Origin of the sequence: Methylomonas sp. ZR1 (assembly GCF_013141865.1) — a bacterium.
Classification (GTDB): domain Bacteria; phylum Pseudomonadota; class Gammaproteobacteria; order Methylococcales; family Methylomonadaceae; genus Methylomonas.
In genome coordinates, this window is record NZ_RCST01000001.1 from 4,695,454 (window position 1) to 4,714,723 (window position 19,270).

The 19,270-nt window shown below is 54.7% G+C and carries 17 protein-coding genes; 14 read left to right on the forward strand and 3 right to left on the reverse strand.

Annotation, left to right across the window (positions count from 1 at the left end):
- The first annotated feature begins 57 nt into the window (after positions 1-57).
- The 6 genes from DDY07_RS21390 (at position 58) to DDY07_RS21415 (ending at position 8,331) form a co-directional block, all read left to right on the forward strand.
- Positions 58-516: a PaaI family thioesterase gene (locus DDY07_RS21390; protein WP_171697362.1), complete on the forward strand. Its 459-nt coding sequence runs from the start codon at positions 58-60 to the stop codon at positions 514-516.
- Between the two features lie 141 nt (positions 517-657).
- Entirely contained in the window at positions 658-1,836 is a 1,179-nt protein-coding gene (locus DDY07_RS21395) for an efflux RND transporter periplasmic adaptor subunit (protein ID WP_253734571.1), read from the forward strand.
- The gene (locus DDY07_RS21400) at positions 1,833-4,904 is read left to right on the forward strand and encodes an efflux RND transporter permease subunit (RefSeq protein WP_171697363.1); all 3,072 of its coding nucleotides are present in this window, start codon (positions 1,833-1,835) and stop codon (positions 4,902-4,904) included. Before DDY07_RS21395 ends, DDY07_RS21400 begins: the two co-directional genes overlap by 4 nt.
- Positions 4,905-5,065: 161 nt before the next feature.
- Positions 5,066-6,544, forward strand: coding sequence for an efflux transporter outer membrane subunit (locus tag DDY07_RS21405; protein ID WP_171697364.1), 1,479 nt, complete (start codon positions 5,066-5,068; stop codon positions 6,542-6,544).
- An 84-nt stretch (positions 6,545-6,628) separates the two neighbouring features.
- Entirely contained in the window at positions 6,629-7,573 is a 945-nt protein-coding gene (locus tag DDY07_RS21410) for an ABC transporter ATP-binding protein (protein ID WP_171697365.1), read from the forward strand.
- Positions 7,570-8,331, forward strand: coding sequence for an ABC transporter permease (locus DDY07_RS21415; RefSeq protein WP_171697366.1), 762 nt, complete (start codon positions 7,570-7,572; stop codon positions 8,329-8,331). Before DDY07_RS21410 ends, DDY07_RS21415 begins: the two co-directional genes overlap by 4 nt.
- A gap of 51 nt (positions 8,332-8,382) precedes the next feature.
- Here the strand turns inward: DDY07_RS21415 and DDY07_RS21420 are convergent, their stop codons facing one another.
- Both DDY07_RS21420 and DDY07_RS21425 read right to left on the reverse strand, forming a co-directional pair.
- Entirely contained in the window at positions 8,383-9,396 is a 1,014-nt protein-coding gene (locus tag DDY07_RS21420; protein ID WP_171697367.1) for a quinone-dependent dihydroorotate dehydrogenase, read from the reverse strand.
- Positions 9,393-10,496, reverse strand: coding sequence for an FAD-binding oxidoreductase (locus tag DDY07_RS21425; protein ID WP_171697368.1), 1,104 nt, complete (start codon positions 10,494-10,496; stop codon positions 9,393-9,395). The genes DDY07_RS21420 and DDY07_RS21425 overlap by 4 nt, the downstream gene beginning before the upstream one ends.
- A 313-nt stretch (positions 10,497-10,809) precedes the next feature.
- On the opposite strand from DDY07_RS21425, the gene DDY07_RS21430 reads away from it, so the two are divergent.
- From DDY07_RS21430 to DDY07_RS21465, 8 genes are all read left to right on the forward strand, one after another.
- Entirely contained in the window at positions 10,810-11,724 is a 915-nt protein-coding gene (locus tag DDY07_RS21430) for a hypothetical protein (protein ID WP_171697369.1), read from the forward strand.
- Between the two features lie 67 nt (positions 11,725-11,791).
- On the forward strand, positions 11,792-12,736 hold the full coding sequence (gene pip / locus DDY07_RS21435; protein WP_171697370.1) for a prolyl aminopeptidase: 945 nt from the start codon (positions 11,792-11,794) through the stop codon (positions 12,734-12,736).
- 11 nt (positions 12,737-12,747) lie between these two features.
- Positions 12,748-13,329: a UbiX family flavin prenyltransferase gene (locus DDY07_RS21440; RefSeq protein WP_171697371.1), complete on the forward strand. Its 582-nt coding sequence runs from the start codon at positions 12,748-12,750 to the stop codon at positions 13,327-13,329.
- A gap of 220 nt (positions 13,330-13,549) precedes the next feature.
- Positions 13,550-14,197 carry a 3-hexulose-6-phosphate synthase gene (gene hxlA, locus DDY07_RS21445; protein ID WP_033159367.1) on the forward strand — a complete coding sequence of 216 codons (648 nt, stop codon included), beginning with the start codon at positions 13,550-13,552 and terminating at the stop codon, positions 14,195-14,197.
- A gap of 148 nt (positions 14,198-14,345) precedes the next feature.
- Positions 14,346-16,361 (forward strand): transketolase, encoded by a 2,016-nt coding sequence (gene tkt / locus DDY07_RS21450; protein WP_171697332.1) that lies wholly within the window; start codon positions 14,346-14,348, stop codon positions 16,359-16,361.
- Positions 16,362-16,438: 77 nt separating this feature from the next.
- Positions 16,439-16,723, forward strand: coding sequence for a hypothetical protein (locus DDY07_RS21455; RefSeq protein ID WP_171697372.1), 285 nt, complete (start codon positions 16,439-16,441; stop codon positions 16,721-16,723).
- A 79-nt stretch (positions 16,724-16,802) separates the two neighbouring features.
- On the forward strand, positions 16,803-18,188 hold the full coding sequence (locus DDY07_RS21460; RefSeq protein WP_171697373.1) for a hypothetical protein: 1,386 nt from the start codon (positions 16,803-16,805) through the stop codon (positions 18,186-18,188).
- 189 nt (positions 18,189-18,377) lie between these two features.
- Positions 18,378-18,704, forward strand: a complete 327-nt coding sequence (locus DDY07_RS21465) for a DUF2782 domain-containing protein (protein ID WP_253734768.1) — start codon at positions 18,378-18,380, stop codon at positions 18,702-18,704.
- Positions 18,705-18,742: 38 nt separating this feature from the next.
- On the opposite strand, the gene DDY07_RS21470 is transcribed toward DDY07_RS21465, so the two are convergent.
- On the reverse strand, positions 18,743-19,156 hold the full coding sequence (locus tag DDY07_RS21470; protein ID WP_033157685.1) for a hypothetical protein: 414 nt from the start codon (positions 19,154-19,156) through the stop codon (positions 18,743-18,745).
- Positions 19,157-19,270: the final 114 nt, after the last annotated feature.

The window sequence follows — 19,270 nt, forward strand, 5'->3', positions numbered from 1 at the left end:
TTCATCGAAGAATGCCATGACAGTGGGTAAGCATATCCGAGAAGGAACGGTAGCGATATGAGTCTTGTGAACGAAACCGGCGCCGGGCTCAATGGCTTAAACCAGTTGCGTGCCCTGATGGCCTCTGAGCGTAAGCCGGGAATGTTGATGTCGCTGGATTTCGAGCTGGTGGAAGTCGATCTGGGCAAAGCCGTGTTTGCCGGCAAACCTGGCGAACATGCCTATAACCCCCTGGGCACCGTTCACGGCGGCTATGCGGCCACTTTGCTGGATTCCGCCTGCGGCTGTGCCGTTCATTCCAGACTAACCGGAAAGCAGGCCTATACCACCTTGGAATTGAAAATTGCCTATCATCAGGCCATGACCAAGCACACGGGCTTGGTAAGAGCGGAAGGTAGGGTTTTGTCGTTAGGGAAGCGAGTCGCTTTTGCCGAAGCCCGTCTGATTGATGCAGAAGACCAGCTCTATGCCTCGGCGTCATCGACATTATTGATTTTCGGGCGAGAGGCTAATTGATGGCCATTGCTTTGCCGAACCATTGCAGCGTAATTCCCGTGCAGCCGTCGATGCCAAGTTGGCCGCCGACATCCTGATCAATAACAGCAGCGAATGATTATTTCGAATATCACCCAACCTTTTACCGAAGGAGGCAGCCACATGCCGAAACCAAAAACGCCGTTTACACCGATTGCCCGTGACCGGCTGCAATTCCAATTCACCAACAAAGGCTGGCTGCTGGCTGGGTTGTTGCCGCTTATGATGAATGTCGGCTGCAGCGGCCAGGACAAACCCACACAATCGGTTGTCCGCCCGGTTAAGGTGTTTCGCATCGAACAAAACGTCGTCGCCGGCGCCAGAAGTTTTGCCGGGGAAGTCCGGGCAAGATTTGAGACGCCCTTATCCTTCCGGGTGGCCGGTAAACTGCTGGAGCGCAAAGTGGACGTCGGCGACCCGGTGCGCAAAGGCCAACTGCTGGCAATACTGGACGGCAACGATTACCGCCTCGCCGTGCAGGGCCTTAAGGCTCAGCTGGCTTCCGCCCAGGCCGACAGCACGTTCTTGCGCGACGATCTGGTGAGATACCGCGAGCTGTTGGCTCAGCAAGTCATCAGTCCGCCGGAGTTCGAGCGCCACGAAACCGCTTATAACACGGCGCGGGAGCGGACCGCGGCGCTGGCAGCGCAATTGGCTCAGGCGCTTAACCAGCTGAGCTATACCGAGCTGCATGCCGACCGCGACGGCGTGGTCACGGCCTTGGCTGTCGAGGCCGGGCAGGTGCTGGCGGCCGGCCAAGCCGTGGTGACGCTGGCCCAGCTCGACGAAAAGGAAATCCATTTCGACGTGCCCGAGCATAGACTGGCGGAAATCCAGCGCCAACAAGAAGTTAATGTTTCGTTGTGGGCCGACGAAGATAGGCTACTCAAGGCCAGAATTCGCGAAATCGCCTCGGCCGCCGACCCGGCCAGCCGCACCTACCGCGTCAAGGCCAGCTTGCTCGAAGGCCTGGACGCCGTGCAATTGGGCATGACGGCGACCGTTCATATCGCGGCGAACACCGCTTCCGGTATCGCCATCCCGCTTTCCGCCGTCTATACCCCGCAAAACCAGCCCGATCATCGCTTGGTCTGGGTGGTCGACGAGCAGGCCGCCACCGTCAAATCCGTACCGGTTCGCTTGGGCGAAACGCAGCGAGGCGAACGCATTGCCGTTGAGGGAGTAAGCGCTGGCCAATTGCTGGTCAGCGCCGGCGTCCAGCGTCTCGCCGAAGGCCAGGCTGTCCGCTTACCGGAAGAAAATGCATCGGCTAAGCATGCTGCAAAAGAGGAACAGCTATGAAAGCATTCAACCTCAGCGAATGGGTGCTCAAACATCGCTCCTTCACCGGCTTCATGCTGGCATTGGTGGTGCTCGGTGGGGTGTTTGCCTATCACATGTTGGGCCAGCAAGAAGATCCGCCGTTCACCTTCCGTATCATGGTGGTCAAAACCCTCTACCCCGGCGCCACCGCGCTGGAAGTCGAGCAACAGTTGACCGACAGACTGGAAAAGAAAATCCAGGAGTTACCTAATCTGGATTATCTGCGCAGTTACTCCAAACCCGGCGAATCGGTGATTTTCGTCACCCCGCGCGAGGATACGTCGCCCAAGGAGATTCCCGAACTTTGGTATCAGGTGCGCAAGAAGGTCGATGACATCCGTATGACGCTACCACCCGACAGCATAGGGCCGTTTTTCAACGACGAATTCGGCGATACCTATAGCCTGATCTACGCCTTTTCCGGCGAGGGTTTTAGTTATGCCGATCTGAAACTGGCGGCCGATTCGGTCCGGCAGCAACTGTTGCGGGTCAAGGATGTCGAGAAGGTCGATCTGATCGGCGTCCAGGACGAAAAGATTTTCGTCGAGTTTTCCGACAAAAAGCTGGCCGAACTGGGCCTGGATACGGCGGCGGTTGCTGAGGCTTTGCAGGCACAGAACGGCATGGCGCCGGCCGGCACGGTATTTTCTCCGCAACGCAACCTGCCGATACGCCTGACCGGCGCGTTCGACTCGGAAGCTAGCGTCGCCAATATGGCGGTGCGCATCGCTGATCGCACCTTCAAGGTCAGCGATTTTGCCAAGGTGACGCGAGGGTTTACCGATCCCGCCGAATTCAAGATGCGTTTCAACGGCAAGCCGGCCCTCGGCCTCGGCGTGACGATGAACAAGCAAGGCAACGTGATCGCCCTGGGCAAAACCTTGGAAGACACGCTGGCCGGCATCAAAAACGAATTGCCGTTAGGCATGGACGTGGAGCCGGTCGCCAATCAAGCGCATGTGGTGAAAAACCAGATGGCGGAATTTGGCCAAACCTTCTTAGAAGCCTTGGCGACCGTGTTGGTGGTGAGCTTTTTGAGCCTGGGTTGGCGCACCGGTTCCGTGGTGGCGCTGACCGTGCCGCTGGTGCTGGCCGCTACCTTGCTGGTCATGCTGCTGTGCGGCATCGATCTGCAACGTATTTCCTTGGGCGCGTTGATTCTGGCGCTGGGCCTGCTGGTGGACGATGCGATGATTGCCGTCGAGATGATGGCCCGCAAGCTGGAGGAAGGTTGGGACCGAATGCGTGCCGCGACCTATGCCTATACTGCCACGGCTTTCCCGATGCTGACCGGTACCTTGATCACCATCGCCGGTTTCCTGCCGGTGGGGCTGGCGCAATCCTCGGCCGGCGAATATACCGTGGCGATTTTTCAGGTGGTCGGCATATCGCTGATATTGTCCTGGATAGGCGCGGTGGTGTTCACCCCGTATTTGGGATTTCTGATCCTCAAGGTGCATGCCAACGCCGAAGGCCCTATCCACGACCTGTTCGATACGCCGTTCTACAACCGATTGCGGCGTTGGGTGGATGCCTGCGTGGCGCACCGCAACAAAGTCATTGTCGCCACGCTGGCCTTGTTCGGTCTCGGTGTCGTGGCGTTAACCCACGTTCCCGAACAGTTCTTCCCGCTGTCCAATCGGCCGGAAGTCATCGTCAACCTGTGGTTGCCGGAGGGCAGTGCCTTCGAGCAAACCGAAGCCGCCGCCAAGCGCATGGAGGCTTTGCTGGCTAAGGACGAAGACGTGGAACACGTCGCCAGCTATGTCGGCAGTGGCACACCGAGGTTTTTCATGTTGATTGTGCAGCAATTGGCGAATACCAATCTGGCCGAATTGGTGGTGATGACCAAGGATAACCAGGCCCGCGAACGGGTGATGCAGCGCGTCCGGCAGATTCTGGAGACGGATTTCCCGAATGTCAGGGGCCGGGTGAAGCGCCTGAATGTCGGGCCGCCTATGGATTATCCGCTGGCGTTCCGGGTGCTCGGCGAAAACCCCAATATCGTGCGCGGCATCGCCGAGCGGGTGGCTGAGGTCGTGCGCAACCATCCCGGCACCGTGGACGTCAACGACGACTGGCATGACCGCATGCCGTCGTTCCGATTGATGTTGGATCAGGACAAGGCCCGCGCCCTCGGCGTGTCGACGGCCAGCCTGTCGCAAGCCTTGCAGGCGCATTACACCGGCATCCCGGTCGGGCAATTGCGCGAGCAGGATAAATTGATCGACATCGTCTGGCGGGCCAGCCCTGAATTGCGCACCGCTGCCGACGAATTGCCGGATGTCGCGGTTCGCACCGCCAATGGCAAGGCGGTAGCGCTGTCGCAGTTCGTCAAGTTCGAGACCGTGTTCGAGGACGGCGTGCGCTGGCGGCGCAACCGCTTCCCGACCATCTCGGTGCGCGCCGACGTGGCCGACGGCAAGATGGCCCCGGACGTCGCGGCGGAAATCGTCCCGAAACTTAAACCGATCCAGGACAGCCTGCCGGCCGGTTATTTCATCGAAACCGGCGGTTCCAAGGAAGACGCGGTGAATGCGCAAAAGTCGATTCTGATCTGGATTCCGCTGGTGCTGATCGTCACGCTGATCTTGTTGATGATGCAGTTGCATAACCTGTCCAGGACATTCCTGGTGTTCAGCACCGCGCCGCTGGGCGTGATCGGCGCCGCCTTCGGCTTGCTGCTGTTCCGGGCGCCGTTCGGCTTCGTGGCCTTGCTCGGCATCCTGGCGCTGGCCGGCATGATCATGCGCAACTCGGTGATTTTGGTGGATCAGATCGATCAGGATGAAAAATCGGGCCTCGACACCTGGTCGGCCATCGTCGAATCGACGGTGCGGCGTTTCCGGCCAATCATGCTGACCGCCGCAGCGGCCATTCTGGCGATGATACCGCTGTCGCGCAACGATTTCTTCGGCCCGCAGGCCATCGCCATCATGGGCGGGCTGACGGTGGCGACCGCGTTGACGGTGTTCTTCCTGCCTGCGCTGTATGCGGCTTGGTTTAGGGTGGAGCGTGCGAACGAAGGTCATAAAGCCCTCACCTAATGGCTTTTCATCAAGCCAACAATTCTTCCCCCTTTGAAAAAGGGGGATCGAGGGGGATTTATTAAAAAAATCTCCCCCAGCCCCTCTTTTTCAAAGAGGGGAGAAAAAATAGCTGTAGGGTACGCAGTGCGTACCCTACGCGGCACCCACGGAGTTTTACGATGAATAAACGATATTTAGCAGCGCTGCCCCTTCTATTACTGGTCAGCCTAATCGCCTGTACGCCAACCCGCGTCGGCGACCAAGTAGCGCTGAATAGCCCGGCAAACTGGCAACACGCGCCCAATGCTCAAACCACCGAAGCGGTTGATCTAAAGACGTGGTGGCAAGGTTTCAACGACCCCTTGCTGAATGAATTGATAGACAAGGCCTTAAGCGCTAACCACGATTTGAAGATCGCTTCCGCTCGCGTTCGCGAAGCCAACGCGATGGTCACCGTTGCCGAAGCGGCGATGTATCCCAGCCTCGATTTCTCAGTCTCCGGCGGCAGGGAAAAACGTATCGACCGTATCGTCGGCGTGCCGAGCGGGCAAGGCATCAAATTGATTACGCCGACCGCCGACGCCGTCAGCGGCGGACTGGCGGCGCGCTGGGAAATCGACTTGTTCGGCGGCCGGCAATTGGAAGCGGAAGCCGCCGCCGCGCAAGCCCAAGGCAGCCAGGAAGGCTTGCATGCGGCGCAAGTCGGTTTGCTGGCCCAGGTGGCGACCAATTATCTGGAGCTGCGCGGCGTGCAGCAACGCACCGGCATTCTGCAAAACAATATCGCCTTGCAGCGCGAACGCTTGCGGACGGTACAGGTATTTGTTAAAGCCGGGCTGGCTAACGAGGCTGACCTTGCCCGTCAGCAAACGCTGTTGCAGGGTACGGAAGCGACGCTGCCGGGAATGACCAACGCCGAGCAAAACCTGATCCATCGCTTAGGCGTATTGCTGGGCGAGCCGCCGGAAAACCTGGGAACGCGGCTGGCCGCCGCCGGCCCGTTGCCGAAGCAAGCGCCGGCCATGCCGCACCTGCTACCGGCTGATTTACTGGCACAACGGCCCGATTTGCGTCTGGCGCAAACCGAAGTCAGCGCGGCGGCGGCCAGCCTGGGTTCGGCGCGGGCCGATCTTTATCCCAAGATAGTTTTGTCGGCGAGTGGCGGTCTAGGCGCGATTGCGGTCGGCGGTTTTCCGAGTCTGGCCGATAGCGTTTACGCGCTGGGCTCGGGTCTTTCCGCACCCATCTTCAATGCCGGACGCATCCGCGCCCAGATTACCGCCGCCGATGCGCGGCTGGAGCAAGTTGCGGCTAATTACGAGAAGACTTTTTTGCTGGCTTTGGAAGATGTCGAAAACGCCTTCGTCGCGCACCGTTCCGCGAACGATAGCTTAGGAAAACTGACCGAAGCGGAAGCCTCGGCGGAAAAAGCCTACCGGCTGGTCGATACCTTGTATAGTCGCGGCGCAGGGAATTATTTGGCTGTTTTGGATGCCCAACGCAGCAAGCTGTCTGTCAGCGACGAACGCGCCAAAGCCGAAACGGCAGTCGGGGTGGCGATGGTGTCGTTGTACCGGGCGTTTGGTGGCGGCTGGATAGTTGATTCATCGGTGAGCGGGATCGACAATAAATTGATCGTTAGCCGCGACAAGCAATAGCAAAATCAACGAAAGTCATATCATTTTGCATACAGGAAACCACATGACGAAACCTTATCGGCAACCCTTAACCGCGTATTGTCCATGAATAACGACCCTATTATTTCCATACGCGGGGTCAGCAAGACCTACGCCGGTGGTTTCCAGGCATTGAAAAACATCAACCTGGACATAAAGCGCGGTGAGATATTTGCTTTGCTCGGCGCCAATGGCGCCGGCAAAACCACGTTAATCGGCGTCATCTGTGGCATCGTCAACGCCAGTGCCGGCACCATCATCGCCGACGGCCACGACACCGTCCGAGACTACCGCGCCGTGCGCGCCGCCATCGGCTTGGTGCCACAGGAATTGCACACAGACGCCTTCGAGTCGGTGTGGGCCACGGTCAATTTCAGCCGCGGGCTGTTCGGCAAGCCGCCCAACCCTGACTATGTGGAAAAAGTGCTGCGGGATTTATCGTTGTGGGACAAGCGCGACGCGAAAATCATGTCGCTGTCCGGTGGTATGAAACGCCGGGTCCTGATCGCCAAAGCCCTGGCACATGAGCCGACGATATTGTTTTTGGATGAGCCGAGCGCCGGTGTCGATGTGGAACTGCGCCACGACATGTGGCGCATGGTGCGCGAACTGCGGGCCAACGGCACCACCATCATTTTGACTACCCATTACATCGAGGAAGCCGAAGACATGGCGGACCGGATTGGCGTCATCAACAAGGGCGAATTGATCATCGTGGAAGACAAAGCCGTGCTGATGCGCAAGCTCGGCAAGAAGCAGCTGACGTTGACTTTGCGCCAGCCCATGTCCGAGATTCCGGCCGAGCTTGACGCCTGGGCGTTGACGCTGACAGCAGACGGCGAACGCTTGGTCTACAGCTTCGATACCCAGGAAGAGGAGACCGGTATTGCCGAGCTACTGCGCCGGCTGAGCGAACACGGGATCGATTTCAAAGACCTTAGCTCCAGCGAAAGCTCGTTGGAAGACATTTTCGTCAGCCTGGTTCACCAATCACAAGGGGTGCAATCATGAACATATACGGCATTCGCGCCATTTACCGCTTCGAAATGGCCCGCACCTTTCGCACGCTGGCGCAAAGCATCGCCGCGCCAGTGCTGACCACCTCGCTGTATTTCATCGTCTTCGGCAAAGCCATCGGTTCACGGATGGGCGACATCGATAGCGTCAGCTACGGTGCCTTCATCATCCCCGGATTGGTGATGCTGAATCTGCTCAACGAAAGCATCTCCAACGCTTCGTTCGGCATCTATATGCCGAAGTGGGCAGGCACGATTTACGAACTGCTGTCGGCGCCGGTGTCTTGGATCGAAGTGCTGCTGGGTTATGTGGGCGCGGCGGCGACCAAGTCGGTGCTGTTGGGGCTGCTGATTCTGGGTACGGCCCGGATTTTCGTGCCTTACCAGATCGCCCATCCGCTGTGGATGATAGGCTTTTTGTTACTGACGGCCGTGACCTTCAGCCTGTTCGGTTTCATTATCGGCCTGTGGGCCGACAGTTTTCAGAAGCTGCAGGTGGTGCCGATGTTAGTTGTGACGCCGCTAACTTTCTTGGGCGGCGCGTTCTATTCCATCAATATGCTGCCGCCCTTGTGGCAGAAAGTTACCTTGTTCAATCCGGTGGTGTATTTGATCAGCGGCTTTCGCTGGAGCTTTTACGGCATGGCCGACGTGGATGTGGCGATGAGCATAGGCATGACCTTTGGCTTTCTGACCGTGTGTTTGATTTTTGTCTGGTGGGTATTTAAGACCGGGTACAAGATTAGAAATTAAGTCGGACTCAACGCAGCTTGGTAGGGTACGCACCGCGTACCTTTTGGCTTATCAGATAGTGCTCAGTATCTCTTCGATCAAAGCCGGGCCTTTATAGATCAAGCCGCTATAAATTTGCACCAGACTGGCGCCTGCGGCGAGTTTTTCCTGGGCGTCTGTGCCGCTCAATATGCCGCCGGCCGCGATAATCGGCAGTTTGCCGTTCAATTCCGCTGCCAAACCTTTCACGACCCGAGTCGAACTGTCTTTAACCGGGGCGCCGCTCAAGCCGCCGGCTTCATTGGCATGGATATGGCCCTGGATTTTATCGCGGGCGATGGTGGTGTTGGTGGCAATCACTCCGTCCATGCCAAATTCCCCCAGCAATGCCGCGATGTGGCTGATTTCTTCATCCGTTAAATCCGGCGCGATTTTTACCGCGATGGGCGTGTATTTGCCCTGCGCCGCTTGCAATTTCAGTTGTTCTTCCTTCAAAGCACTGAGCAATTGCTTGATCTCGTCGCCTTGCTGCAGTTGGCGCAAATTCTTGGTGTTGGGCGAGGAAATGTTGATGGTGATATAGCTCGCCGCTGCGTAACTTTTCCTTAGACCGATCAAATAATCTTCAGTCGCGTTTTCCAAAGGCGTATTGGCGTTCTTACCAATATTGATGCCCAAAATGCCGCGATACCGGCAGGTGCCGACTTGCGCCAATAAATGATCGATACCCTGGTTGTTAAAGCCCATCCGGTTGATGATGGCCTGGTGTTCCGGCAAACGGAACAGGCGCGGTTTGGGGTTGCCGGGTTGCGGGCGCGGCGTGACGGTGCCGATTTCGATAAAGCCAAAACCCAGATCGGCCAATGCGTCGATGTAGTCGCCGTTTTTGTCCAGACCGGCCGCTAGTCCCAGCGGGTTTTTAAAGTTCAAGCCCATTACTTCGACCGGCTTGTCGCTGACTTTGGGTTTGCTCAAAACCGACAAGCCGCTGTGCTGGGCCAGTTTTAACAAATCCAGCGTGACATGATGCGCGGTTTCCGGGTTCAGGGAGAACAGTAGAGGGCGTAGCAAGGGATAAAGGTTCATGGCGCGGTTGCTCGAGTTAGCGAATACGGGGTCGGGTCAATTTCGGTGGGGCGCTGCAGAATCAGGTCCGCCAACAGCTTTGCGGAAGCGGGCCCCATCACCAAACCATTTCTAAAATGGCCGGCGTTGATGCTGAGATTCTCAATTTCGGGATGTTGTCCAACCGTAGGTATGCCTTGCGGGCTGCCGGGACGCAAACCGGCCCAATGATGGCAAACCGGATAGTTTTTCAAGGTCGGCAGTAATTCGGTGGCGAATTGGTAAAGCTGTTGTTTGGCGTCTTCGGTGGTGACTTTGTGAAAGCCGGCTTGCTCCACGGTGCTGCCCGCCAGGATTTTGCCATCGCGGCGCGGGATCAAATATTGATCGCCATCCAGCACCATATAAGGCAAGGTTGTTGGTGTGGCGTCGAACAGCAGCATCTGCCCTCTGACCGGCTTGATTTGCAGGTCTACCGGCCAATCCGGCAATAAATCCCGCATTAAATCGGTGGTCCAGGCGCCGGCGCTGACGATCAGGTGCCGAGCGGAGTAGGTGCCGTTGTTGGTGTCAATGCGTTCAACTCGGTGGTTGGCGATGCCGATCTTGCGAATTTCGGTACTATCCAGAAATTTCGCGCCGGATTGTATTAAGTAAGCGTGGAGTGATTTTAACAATCTGGGGTTACGGGCTTGGGCAATTCCTGGCAGCCATAGCGGTTGGTCGAGATCGCTGGTAAACGGCTCGGTCAATGACGTTGCTGCCGGCTGGTAGTCGATGCAGTAATGCTCGCACCATTCTATGGCTTGTGCGTAGTCCGGGTTTTTGCAGATCAGCATGCCGCAGTCATACCATTCAGGGTCGATACCGGTCGCGGCGAGCAGGTCCCGGCTTAAGGCCGGGTATTTTTTTAAGCTGTTGACCGCCAAATCAGAGATCGCTGCGGCTTGGCGCCAGGGATAAATCGGCAACAAAATGCCGCCGCCGGCCCATGAGGATTCCTGGCCCGGTTTGGATTTGTCGAGGATGGTGACGTCGCGGCCGGCCAGGCGCAGTTCGCGAGCGGCTAATAGGCCGCTGATACCGCCGCCGATGATCAGAATATCCAGGTGTGTGGTCATGCAAATGCCGAGGAAAACGGGTGTAAGAAGGCTTTTTTAAGGTAACACGAAGGCGGTTTATTTTGATAGGGTTTGCCGATTGTCCATGGGTGTGTGAAAAAGCAAATGGCTGTTGTTAATTTTTGACAAATATGGATTATAGTTTACAAAGTATTTGTATCTTATTGATATAAAACAAATTTTTTGAGTAAAAAAAATAGACTTAAAACTTGTAAGGCTAGTGTTTTGCTGCTATTATTGCCCACGTGAAGAAATCCTGTGTTGCTTTAAAGCTATTCAGTCTTAACAATAATTACCCTTGGGGGGAACAACAATGAGTTTTACTAAAAGCAAATTAGCGCTGGGTGTTGCCGCAGCGTCTTTAACAATGGCTGGAGCATTCATTGCCCCACAAGTCCAAGCAGCGGGTTCAAGTGCTGAGCGCGTCGCTGACGCTGCTGCCAGAAAAACCGAAGCTCTGGAAGCACAAATGCAACAAATGGCCGAGCAAATGCAAGCCATGCAAGCGGAATTGAGTCGCGTTAAATCTTCATCCGCCAGCTCCACTGCCGCTAACGCGAAAGTGCAAGAGTTGGATCAATGGATGGCGTCTGTTAAATCAACTCCTGCGCAAGCGTCTGCAAAAGATAACTTGGTAGCGGTTCGTGGCGGTTGGGCTTCTCTGGATCAAGATCGTGGCGGTGCCTTAAATGAAAAAGGTTCGTTGTTGTCCAATAACTCAAATAACGACGGCTTTTACTTTGGTGGTGCGTTCGACTTCAATGTCAATAACGACTTGTTCGGCTTGATGGATGATACGTCTTTCGCTATCGAGTTGGGTATTGAATATGCTCAATACGGCACAGGCACAAACACAATCACAAATGGTACTGCTGTTGTGCCAGTAGCGGTTGGTGGAACCGGTGCTGTGGCAATTAATGCTGGGTCACCGACATCAACCGATGCCCGCCTGAGAATCAACGCCTCACCAAAAATCAAATTCATGCATGACAGCAAACTGCGTCCATGGATTATCCCTGTTGGTTTGGATATCAACATCCTGGGTGTTCCATCCAACGCGGTTTCCGTGTTGAACGCCGGCATGAACTTCGGCGCCGGTGCAGAATATGACCTCTACAGAGGCATTGTTCTGGGTACTGACGTGCGTTACCACTATGCAACCAGCAGCCTCGACGGCACACCAACCGACGGTTTCAATGCTGGCGGTTACGTGGGTTTCAAATTCTAAGTTGACCCTTAGTTAGCACGCAAAAGGGAAGGTGTCACAGCCTTCCCTTTTTTTATGGATGAAAACAATGAAAACCCTCTATCCGGATATTGCGCCGTTCCATACCTTTTTTCTGGAAACTGATAGCGAGCATCGCGTCTATGTCGAGCAATCCGGCAATCCGGCCGGTATTCCGGCGATTTTTTTGCATGGCGGGCCGTGTTCCGGCACCAAGCCGGATCATCGGCGGTTTTTCGATCCCGAGCGCTACCACATTATCCTGATGGACCAGCGTGGCTGCGGATTATCCGAGCCGTTTGGTGAATTGCAAGGCAATACCACTCAGGATTTGCTGGCCGATATGGAGCGCATCCGCCAACAGTTACGCATCGAAAAGTGGTTGTTATTCGGCGGTTCCTGGGGCGGCACCTTGGCTTTGCTTTATGCGCAGCAGTATCCGCAACAGGTATTAGCAATGATTTTGCGCGGAGTGTTTTTAGCGAGGCAGGCCGATATGGAGTGGTTTCTGGGTAACGGCGTCAATAAAATCTACCCCGAACGCTGGCAGATCTTGCTGGATGCTTTGCCCAATTTGCCGGATGCGAATGTCCTGGAGCGATTGGTGGAGGCGATTTTTGGTGCCGATCAGGATGTAGCTAAACGTGCTGCTCAACAATGGCAGGCCTGGAGCGGACAAGTGGCTCTGGGAAATGACTATTTGGAGAGTATGGAGTCGGTTAGCGAGCAAATGCTACGGCAAGTAAAAATGGAATTGTCTTATGCCATCCATGATTATTTCATCCGCGAAAATCAAATCCTGGAAAACTGTGCGGCGTTTCAGTCGATACCAACTATCATCATTCACGGCAGAAACGATTTGACCTGTCCTATAGAAGCCGGTTGGCGCCTGCATCAAGCGTTGCCGCAATCGCGTTACGTCGTGCTGCCTAATGCCGGCCACATTGCGCGGGGCGACGAAATGATCGATGCGTTAGTATCCGCGACCGATGAGATGGCCAGGCTTTTAGCGTAGACAAGGGCATTATGAGCAATAAAAAACGACTGGTCATCGGCATGACCGGCGCAACCGGGGCTATTTACGGCGTCAGGATGCTGCAAATATTGCGAGAGCAAGACGAATGGGAAACGCATCTGGTGGTATCGTCCGCCGGCTTGGTTAACCTGAAATACGAACTGGATATGGATCGGGCTGCTTTGTATGAGCTGGCGGATGTTACGCATGGCATAAACGATATTGCTTCCTGTATTGCCAGCGGCTCTTTCAAGACCGAAGGCGTGGTGATTGCCCCGTGTTCGATGAAGACGCTGGCGGCGGTAGCGCATGGGTTTGGCGATAACTTGATTTCCAGAGCGGCGGACGTGGCGTTGAAAGAGCGCCGCAAAACGGTGCTGGTGCCCCGCGAGACCCCGTTAAATTTGGCGCATATCCGCAATATGGCCAGCGTCACGGAAATGGGCGGGATTATCTATCCGCCAATGCCGGCTTTTTACAACAAGACCGATTCCGTGCGGGCAATGGTTGATGAGGGGGTGGGGCGAATTCTGGATATGTTTGGGGTTGACGCGACGGGGCTATTCAAGCCTTGGACGGGTCTGGGCGGTTAAGTTTTTATCGGTCTCGACTAAATACGGGGTTTTTGCCGGGTAAATAGTCGGTCTTCAATTGACAGGGTGCCTTATTCTGATTTAGAGTTGCCGCACTCGCGAAAAATGCCCATCGACAAAGGCTTGCGGCGCTCTCGACTTAAAGACCTGAAAATGGTGTTTGGTTGGGGGGTGGGTCTTAAAACAATAACTGTAACTATAACAATCGGAGCACATAAATATGGCAAGACCATTAATTCAAATGGCGTTGGATTCACTGGATTTCAACCAAACTGTCGAATTGGCTGATAAAGTGGCGCCTTATGTCGATATTTTTGAAATCGGCACTCCTTGCATTAAATACAACGGTATCAACCTAGTCAAAGAACTGAGACAACGTTACCCAGACAAATTGTTGTTGGTTGACTTGAAAACTATGGACGCAGGCGAATACGAAGCAGGCGCTTTCTACGCTGCAGGCGCAGACATCTGCACCGTGTTGGGCGTATCCGGTTTGGCTACTATCGCTGGCGTTATCAAGGCAGCAAAAAAACACGCTGCCGAAACCCAAATCGACTTGATCAACGTGGCTGACAAAGCCGAGTGCGCGAGAGAGTCTGTTAAATTGGGCGCGCAAATCGTCGGTATTCACACCGGTTTGGATGCACAAGCGGCAGGCCAAACCCCATTTGGCGACTTGAACGACATCGCTCGTTTGGGCTTGGGCGTACGTATTTCTGTTGCCGGCGGTATCAAACAAGCGACTGTTCAACAAGTCGTTGAAGCTGGCGCTAACATCATCGTGGTTGGTGCTGCTATCTATGGCGCACCATGCCCAGCAACAGCTGCTCGCGAAATCCGCGAACTGGTTGACGCTGCTGCTGCATAAACCAGCTTTGTCAATTCCTATTTGTTAGGAAATATAAGGACGGGTGGTTAGCGCCACTCGTCCTTTCGTTCGTTATAACCCCCAGTTTTTACCGGGCACGGCCGATTACGAGCCGGCTCGCACTACCAGATTCAAAGGAGAATTAAACATGCCTTCGCGCCGAGACTTAGCGAACGCCATCCGCGCACTTAGCATGGACGCCGTACAGAAAGCCAACTCCGGGCACCCCGGTGCCCCGATGGGGATGGCCGACATCGCAGAAGTATTGTGGAACGATTTTCTGCAACACAACCCCAGCAACCCTAAATGGCCCAACCGCGACCGCTTCATTTTGTCCAACGGTCACGGCTCCATGCTGATTTATTCCTTGCTGCACTTGGCCGGCTACAACCTGCCGATCGAAGAACTGAAACAGTTCCGCCAACTGCACTCGCAAACCCCGGGTCATCCTGAATATGGCTACACCGAGGGCGTCGAAACCACCACCGGTCCTTTGGGGCAAGGCATCACCAATGCCGTCGGTTTCGCTTTAGCCGAGCGCACCCTGGCCGGTCAATTCAACCGTCCCGGTCACGACATCGTCGACCACCACACCTACGTATTCCTGGGTGACGGTTGCTTGATGGAAGGTATCTCCCACGAAGCCTGCTCCCTGGCCGGCTCCATGAAACTGGGTAAACTGATCGCCTTCTACGACGACAACAACATCTCCATCGATGGTGAAGTCCGTGGTCACGGCAACGTTGCCGGCTGGTTCCTGGATGACACCCCAAAACGCTTTGAAGCCTACGGCTGGCACGTCATTCCTAAAGTCGACGGCCACGATGCCGATGCTGTGAAAGCCGCTATCGAAGCCGCGAAAAAAGTCACCGACAAACCGACCATCATCTGTTGCCAAACCACCATCGGTTTTGGCTCGCCGAACAAACAAGGCAAAGAAGAATGTCACGGTGCGGCCTTGGGTGAAGCGGAAATCGCCCTGACCCGTGAAAACCTGGGCTGGCCGCATGCGCCGTTCGAAATCCCTGCCGACATCAAAGCCGGTTGGGACGCCAATGCCAAAGGCGCCAAACTGGAAAGCGCCTGGAACGACAAATTTGCGGCCTACAAAGCCGCACACCCTGAACTCGCGGCCGAATTTGAACGTCGCGTGATCAAAAACGAACTGCCTGCCGATTGGGCTGAAAAATCCAAAGCGTTTATCGCTGCGGTGGATGCCAAAGGCGAAACCATCGCCAGCCGCAAAGCCTCACAAAACACCCTGAACGGCTTTGGCCCCTTGTTGCCCGAATTACTGGGCGGCTCTGCCGACTTGGCGGGCTCCAACCTGACCCTGTGGTCCGGCTGCAAAGACGTCAACCAACCGGGCTTCGATGGCAACTACGCCTACTACGGTGTGCGTGAATTCGGTATGTCCGCCATCATGAACGGCATCACCCTGCACGGCGGCTTCAAACCCTACGGCGCCACCTTCCTGATGTTCAGCGAATACGCCCGTAACGCCCTGCGCATGGCCGCGTTGATGAAAATCCCGACCATCTTCGTTTACACCCACGACTCCATTGGTCTGGGCGAAGACGGCCCCACCCATCAACCGGTCGAACAAACCGCCACCCTGCGCATGATCCCCAACATGCACGTCTGGCGCCCTTGCGACGCGGTCGAGTCGGCCGTGTGCTGGAAAGCCGCCATCGAACGTCAAGACGGACCGAGCACTCTGATCTTCTCTCGTCAAAACCTGCCGCACGTGCCCCGTACCAACGCACAAATTGACGCGATCAGCAAAGGGGGCTACATCCTGAAAGACAGCGATGGCACACCGGACGCGATCATCATTGCCACCGGATCCGAAGTGGAATTGGCATTGAAAGCGGCCGATGCACTGGCTGCGAAAGGCAAAAAAATCCGCGTGGTGTCATTACCGTCTACCAACGTCTTCGAAGCGCAAGACCAAGCTTACAAAGACAGCGTATTGCCGCCAAGCGTGACTCAGCGCGTGGTAGTAGAAGCGGGAGTAACCGACAGCTGGTGGAAATACGCCGGCAGCGCGGGTAGAGTCGTAGGATTGGACCGTTTCGGCGAATCGGCCCCGGCAGGTCAGCTCTTCAAAGAGTTCGGCTTTACCGTGGACAATGTCGTCGCTAATGTGGAAGCTGTGCTTTAATAGGCGCTAAGTGAAAGGCCTGTCGGTGACGAGTTTGCCGGCAGGCCCGTCTTTAATCAATAGAGTAAGGTGGAATCATGATAAACACGCAATTGATTAAGAAGTTTTTAACGGGCTTGCTGTTTGCTGCATCGGCTGCTGTCAGTGCCCAGGAATATCCTGCCGCGGATTTTCAACCTAAGGTTCTCTACAGAGATCCTGCTATTGCGGAGGTAGCCAAGGCCAGTTCTCCGGTCGCCGCTACCAGTAATGCTAGTGCGCCTTGCGCCGAAGCAAAACAGGAGCAGACCTCAGAAGTTGACGCCAAGTTTCCGGCAGCCAATTTTCAGCCTAAAGTAGTATTCAGCGCAGCGGGCTCCTAGTATTTTTAGGCTATACCGTGAATTTGATGAACTCGTCGTCTAGACACATAACAATTATTACATTCAGGAGTATTCTCAAATGGCAACAAACAGTTTGATGAATAGCTTATTCGGCTTTTTGTTCGACAATTCGAGCAGTAGTAATAGTCGGTCGGAAGCTTATTCTCGTGTCGACAGCGAAGACGCGCAATTGACCGGTGTAGCTCGTTATCTGCAAAAACTTGAGCCGCCTAAGCCGGAGCTGGACGAAAACGGCCAGCCGTTAACCGGGGTGGCGAAATATCTTGCCTTGCAAGCAGAATTGGAAAAAGCCCGGCAACCCGTCGAAGAGGTGGTTGTTGTGGAGCCGGTTGTCGAGGAAGCAGCGGAAGAAGTTGCTGAACTAGTTGAAGAGGTTGTTGAAGAACTGACCGAGAGCGAGCCGGTTGCGACGGGTGTTGATAAATATTTGATTCAACAACAGGCAAATCCGGTTACTCGGGTAGCGAAATATCTGATCAAGCAGTCGATTTTGTCTAAAGAAGCGCCGGTAACTGGAGTTTCTAAATACATTACCAAAAATGATCGCGAAGACCATGTGGTGACTAATGTCGCTAAGTACGTCATTCGGCAAAATATGCAGACCGGTTCGACACCATTGATTACCGGCGTTGCCAAATATGTTTTGAAGCAAGATGTATTGGCAAAAGAAGCGCCAATCGCAACCGGGGTGAGCAAATATGTCACTAAGCAAGCTTTGTTGGCAAAAGATACACCAATAGTAACCGGTGTTGCTAAGTATGTCGCTCAACAGGAGCGCTTATTGAAAGAACAGGCGCCTTTAACCGGCGTTGCTAAGTTTTTGGCGGAGCAGGCGGCGGCGGACAAAAAAGCGGCCGCTGCGGCTTTGATTGCGCGATATGTTGCAGCGGAAGCGCTAGCTCAACAGGAAAAGGCGGAGGCTCAGTTGAATCAAGAACAAAATGCCCAGCAAGAATTGGCGGAGGAATTGGCATTTGAGGGTTCCGCTGTAGAGCGTTACCTTGCTAGGCAGGCTGCGTCTGCCCAGCAGGCGCCAAAGCCAACCGGTGTTGCCAAATATCTGGCTAAGCAGTTGCAATTGCAAAGTCAGGCAGAGCCTTTAACCGGCGTTGCCCGTTACCTTGCCAAGCAGGCAATATTGACCAGACAGTTGCCGCCGCCTACTGGTGTCAGCAAGTATTTAGCCAAGCAAATATTAGCGCAAAAACCTGTTGCCGAAGTGAGCTCGGTTAGCCGATATGTCACTAAGCATGAGTTGCTGGATAAGGATTCGAAAGAACTCACTGGTGTAGCCAGATACATGTCCAAACAGGACGCACTAGCAAAGGATGCGCCTGGCGTGTCGGGTGTGGCGCGTTACATGGCAAAGCAAGCCTTGCAGTCCAAGGATGAGGTCGTGGCTAGAACTACCGGGGTAGAGAAATACTTACGTAAACAGGCTTAGTACCTGCCTGAAGAAGCCGGCACTTTCTTTTGGAAGTGCCGGTTTTTTTATGCCTGCTGGTTTTAGTGTGTTTAAGGGAGCCGGCAAGCCATGGATTTATACGGCTTTACCGAATCTGTATTATCATGACTACCCACATTCAAATTTTTTGCAGGGATCTTGATGTCTTGTTTATTGGGTTTTAGCTTGATGCTGTTTTTGCCGATCGTTGCTTTTGCCGCAGGCCCTGATGCCAACGAATTGGCGCCAGTTCCGGAACCGCCTGATTTACCGGCTCCGGTGCAGTCAGGGGAAGAGATGGAGCCCGACATTACCATTATTCGTAAAGGCAAAGATACTATTCAGGAGTTTCGCCGCAACGGCAAGCTATACATGGTGAAAATTCAGCCCCAGGTTGGCCCTGCTTACTACATGCTGGATACCAACGGCGACGAGCAGATGGATGTAAAAAAAAATGATTTGGACGAAAACACCAATATCAACAAGTGGACGTTGTTCGAGTGGGATTTCAATTGAGCTTATTGAATGTATCCTCCCAATATGACGCCCTAAGATTACTCGGCAATTTTTAGCAGCCAGCCGCCGTCCGCATCGCATTTACTGACTTTTGCTTTGGCTTTCACCGAGATTCTGACGACCGTGTTTTTAAGGTCGTCAGGCAGTTTACCTTTCACCAAATAGAACGTGTCCTTGTCTTCAATTTGAACCGCGACAGGTTGCTGTTTAATGCTGACATGAATGTGGCCCGGCCCATTGCTGCCGGAAACCGCAAATGAAAACTCCGAACCCGGTTTGACTGTGGCTAAATGTTCCGGCGTGTAGCGGCTAATTTTAGCGTTGATGCAGCCGCTGCCCTCTGCGCCGCCGCTGGTTCCGCCGTGACCGCCATGGCTGGGTGTGGATTGCGACCAAGCAGAATTGCCGAAACCGATAGTTAGCAATGCGATGGTAAAAAGACGTGCGTGCATGGGTGTTCCTCATGTTCTTGTTTTAGGATGGCTGCGATTATATGTTTTAAGCCTGCAAGTTTGAAGCACAAGCTATAAAGGGTCTGACGGTATTGATTTGATCTTTCTGCCGGG

Excerpts from the sequence above, each read along its gene's own strand:
- DDY07_RS21425 (WP_171697368.1), bottom strand. The coding sequence starts at position 10,496 with ATGACCACACACCTGGATATTCTGATCATCGGCGGCGGTATCAGCGGC.
- DDY07_RS21410 (WP_171697365.1), top strand. The coding sequence starts at position 6,629 with ATGAATAACGACCCTATTATTTCCATACGCGGGGTCAGCAAGACCTAC.
- DDY07_RS21430 (WP_171697369.1), top strand. The coding sequence starts at position 10,810 with ATGAGTTTTACTAAAAGCAAATTAGCGCTGGGTGTTGCCGCAGCGTCT.
- DDY07_RS21405 (WP_171697364.1), top strand. The coding sequence starts at position 5,066 with ATGAATAAACGATATTTAGCAGCGCTGCCCCTTCTATTACTGGTCAGC.
- tkt (WP_171697332.1), top strand. The coding sequence starts at position 14,346 with ATGCCTTCGCGCCGAGACTTAGCGAACGCCATCCGCGCACTTAGCATG.
- DDY07_RS21470 (WP_033157685.1), bottom strand. The coding sequence starts at position 19,156 with ATGCACGCACGTCTTTTTACCATCGCATTGCTAACTATCGGTTTCGGC.
- DDY07_RS21420 (WP_171697367.1), bottom strand. The coding sequence starts at position 9,396 with ATGAACCTTTATCCCTTGCTACGCCCTCTACTGTTCTCCCTGAACCCG.
- pip (WP_171697370.1), top strand. The coding sequence starts at position 11,792 with ATGAAAACCCTCTATCCGGATATTGCGCCGTTCCATACCTTTTTTCTG.
- DDY07_RS21465 (WP_253734768.1), top strand. The coding sequence starts at position 18,378 with ATGCTGTTTTTGCCGATCGTTGCTTTTGCCGCAGGCCCTGATGCCAAC.
- DDY07_RS21390 (WP_171697362.1), top strand. The coding sequence starts at position 58 with ATGAGTCTTGTGAACGAAACCGGCGCCGGGCTCAATGGCTTAAACCAG.
- hxlA (WP_033159367.1), top strand. The coding sequence starts at position 13,550 with ATGGCAAGACCATTAATTCAAATGGCGTTGGATTCACTGGATTTCAAC.
- DDY07_RS21440 (WP_171697371.1), top strand. The coding sequence starts at position 12,748 with ATGAGCAATAAAAAACGACTGGTCATCGGCATGACCGGCGCAACCGGG.
- DDY07_RS21460 (WP_171697373.1), top strand. The coding sequence starts at position 16,803 with ATGGCAACAAACAGTTTGATGAATAGCTTATTCGGCTTTTTGTTCGAC.
- DDY07_RS21400 (WP_171697363.1), top strand. The coding sequence starts at position 1,833 with ATGAAAGCATTCAACCTCAGCGAATGGGTGCTCAAACATCGCTCCTTC.
- DDY07_RS21395 (WP_253734571.1), top strand. The coding sequence starts at position 658 with ATGCCGAAACCAAAAACGCCGTTTACACCGATTGCCCGTGACCGGCTG.
- DDY07_RS21455 (WP_171697372.1), top strand. The coding sequence starts at position 16,439 with ATGATAAACACGCAATTGATTAAGAAGTTTTTAACGGGCTTGCTGTTT.
- DDY07_RS21415 (WP_171697366.1), top strand. The coding sequence starts at position 7,570 with ATGAACATATACGGCATTCGCGCCATTTACCGCTTCGAAATGGCCCGC.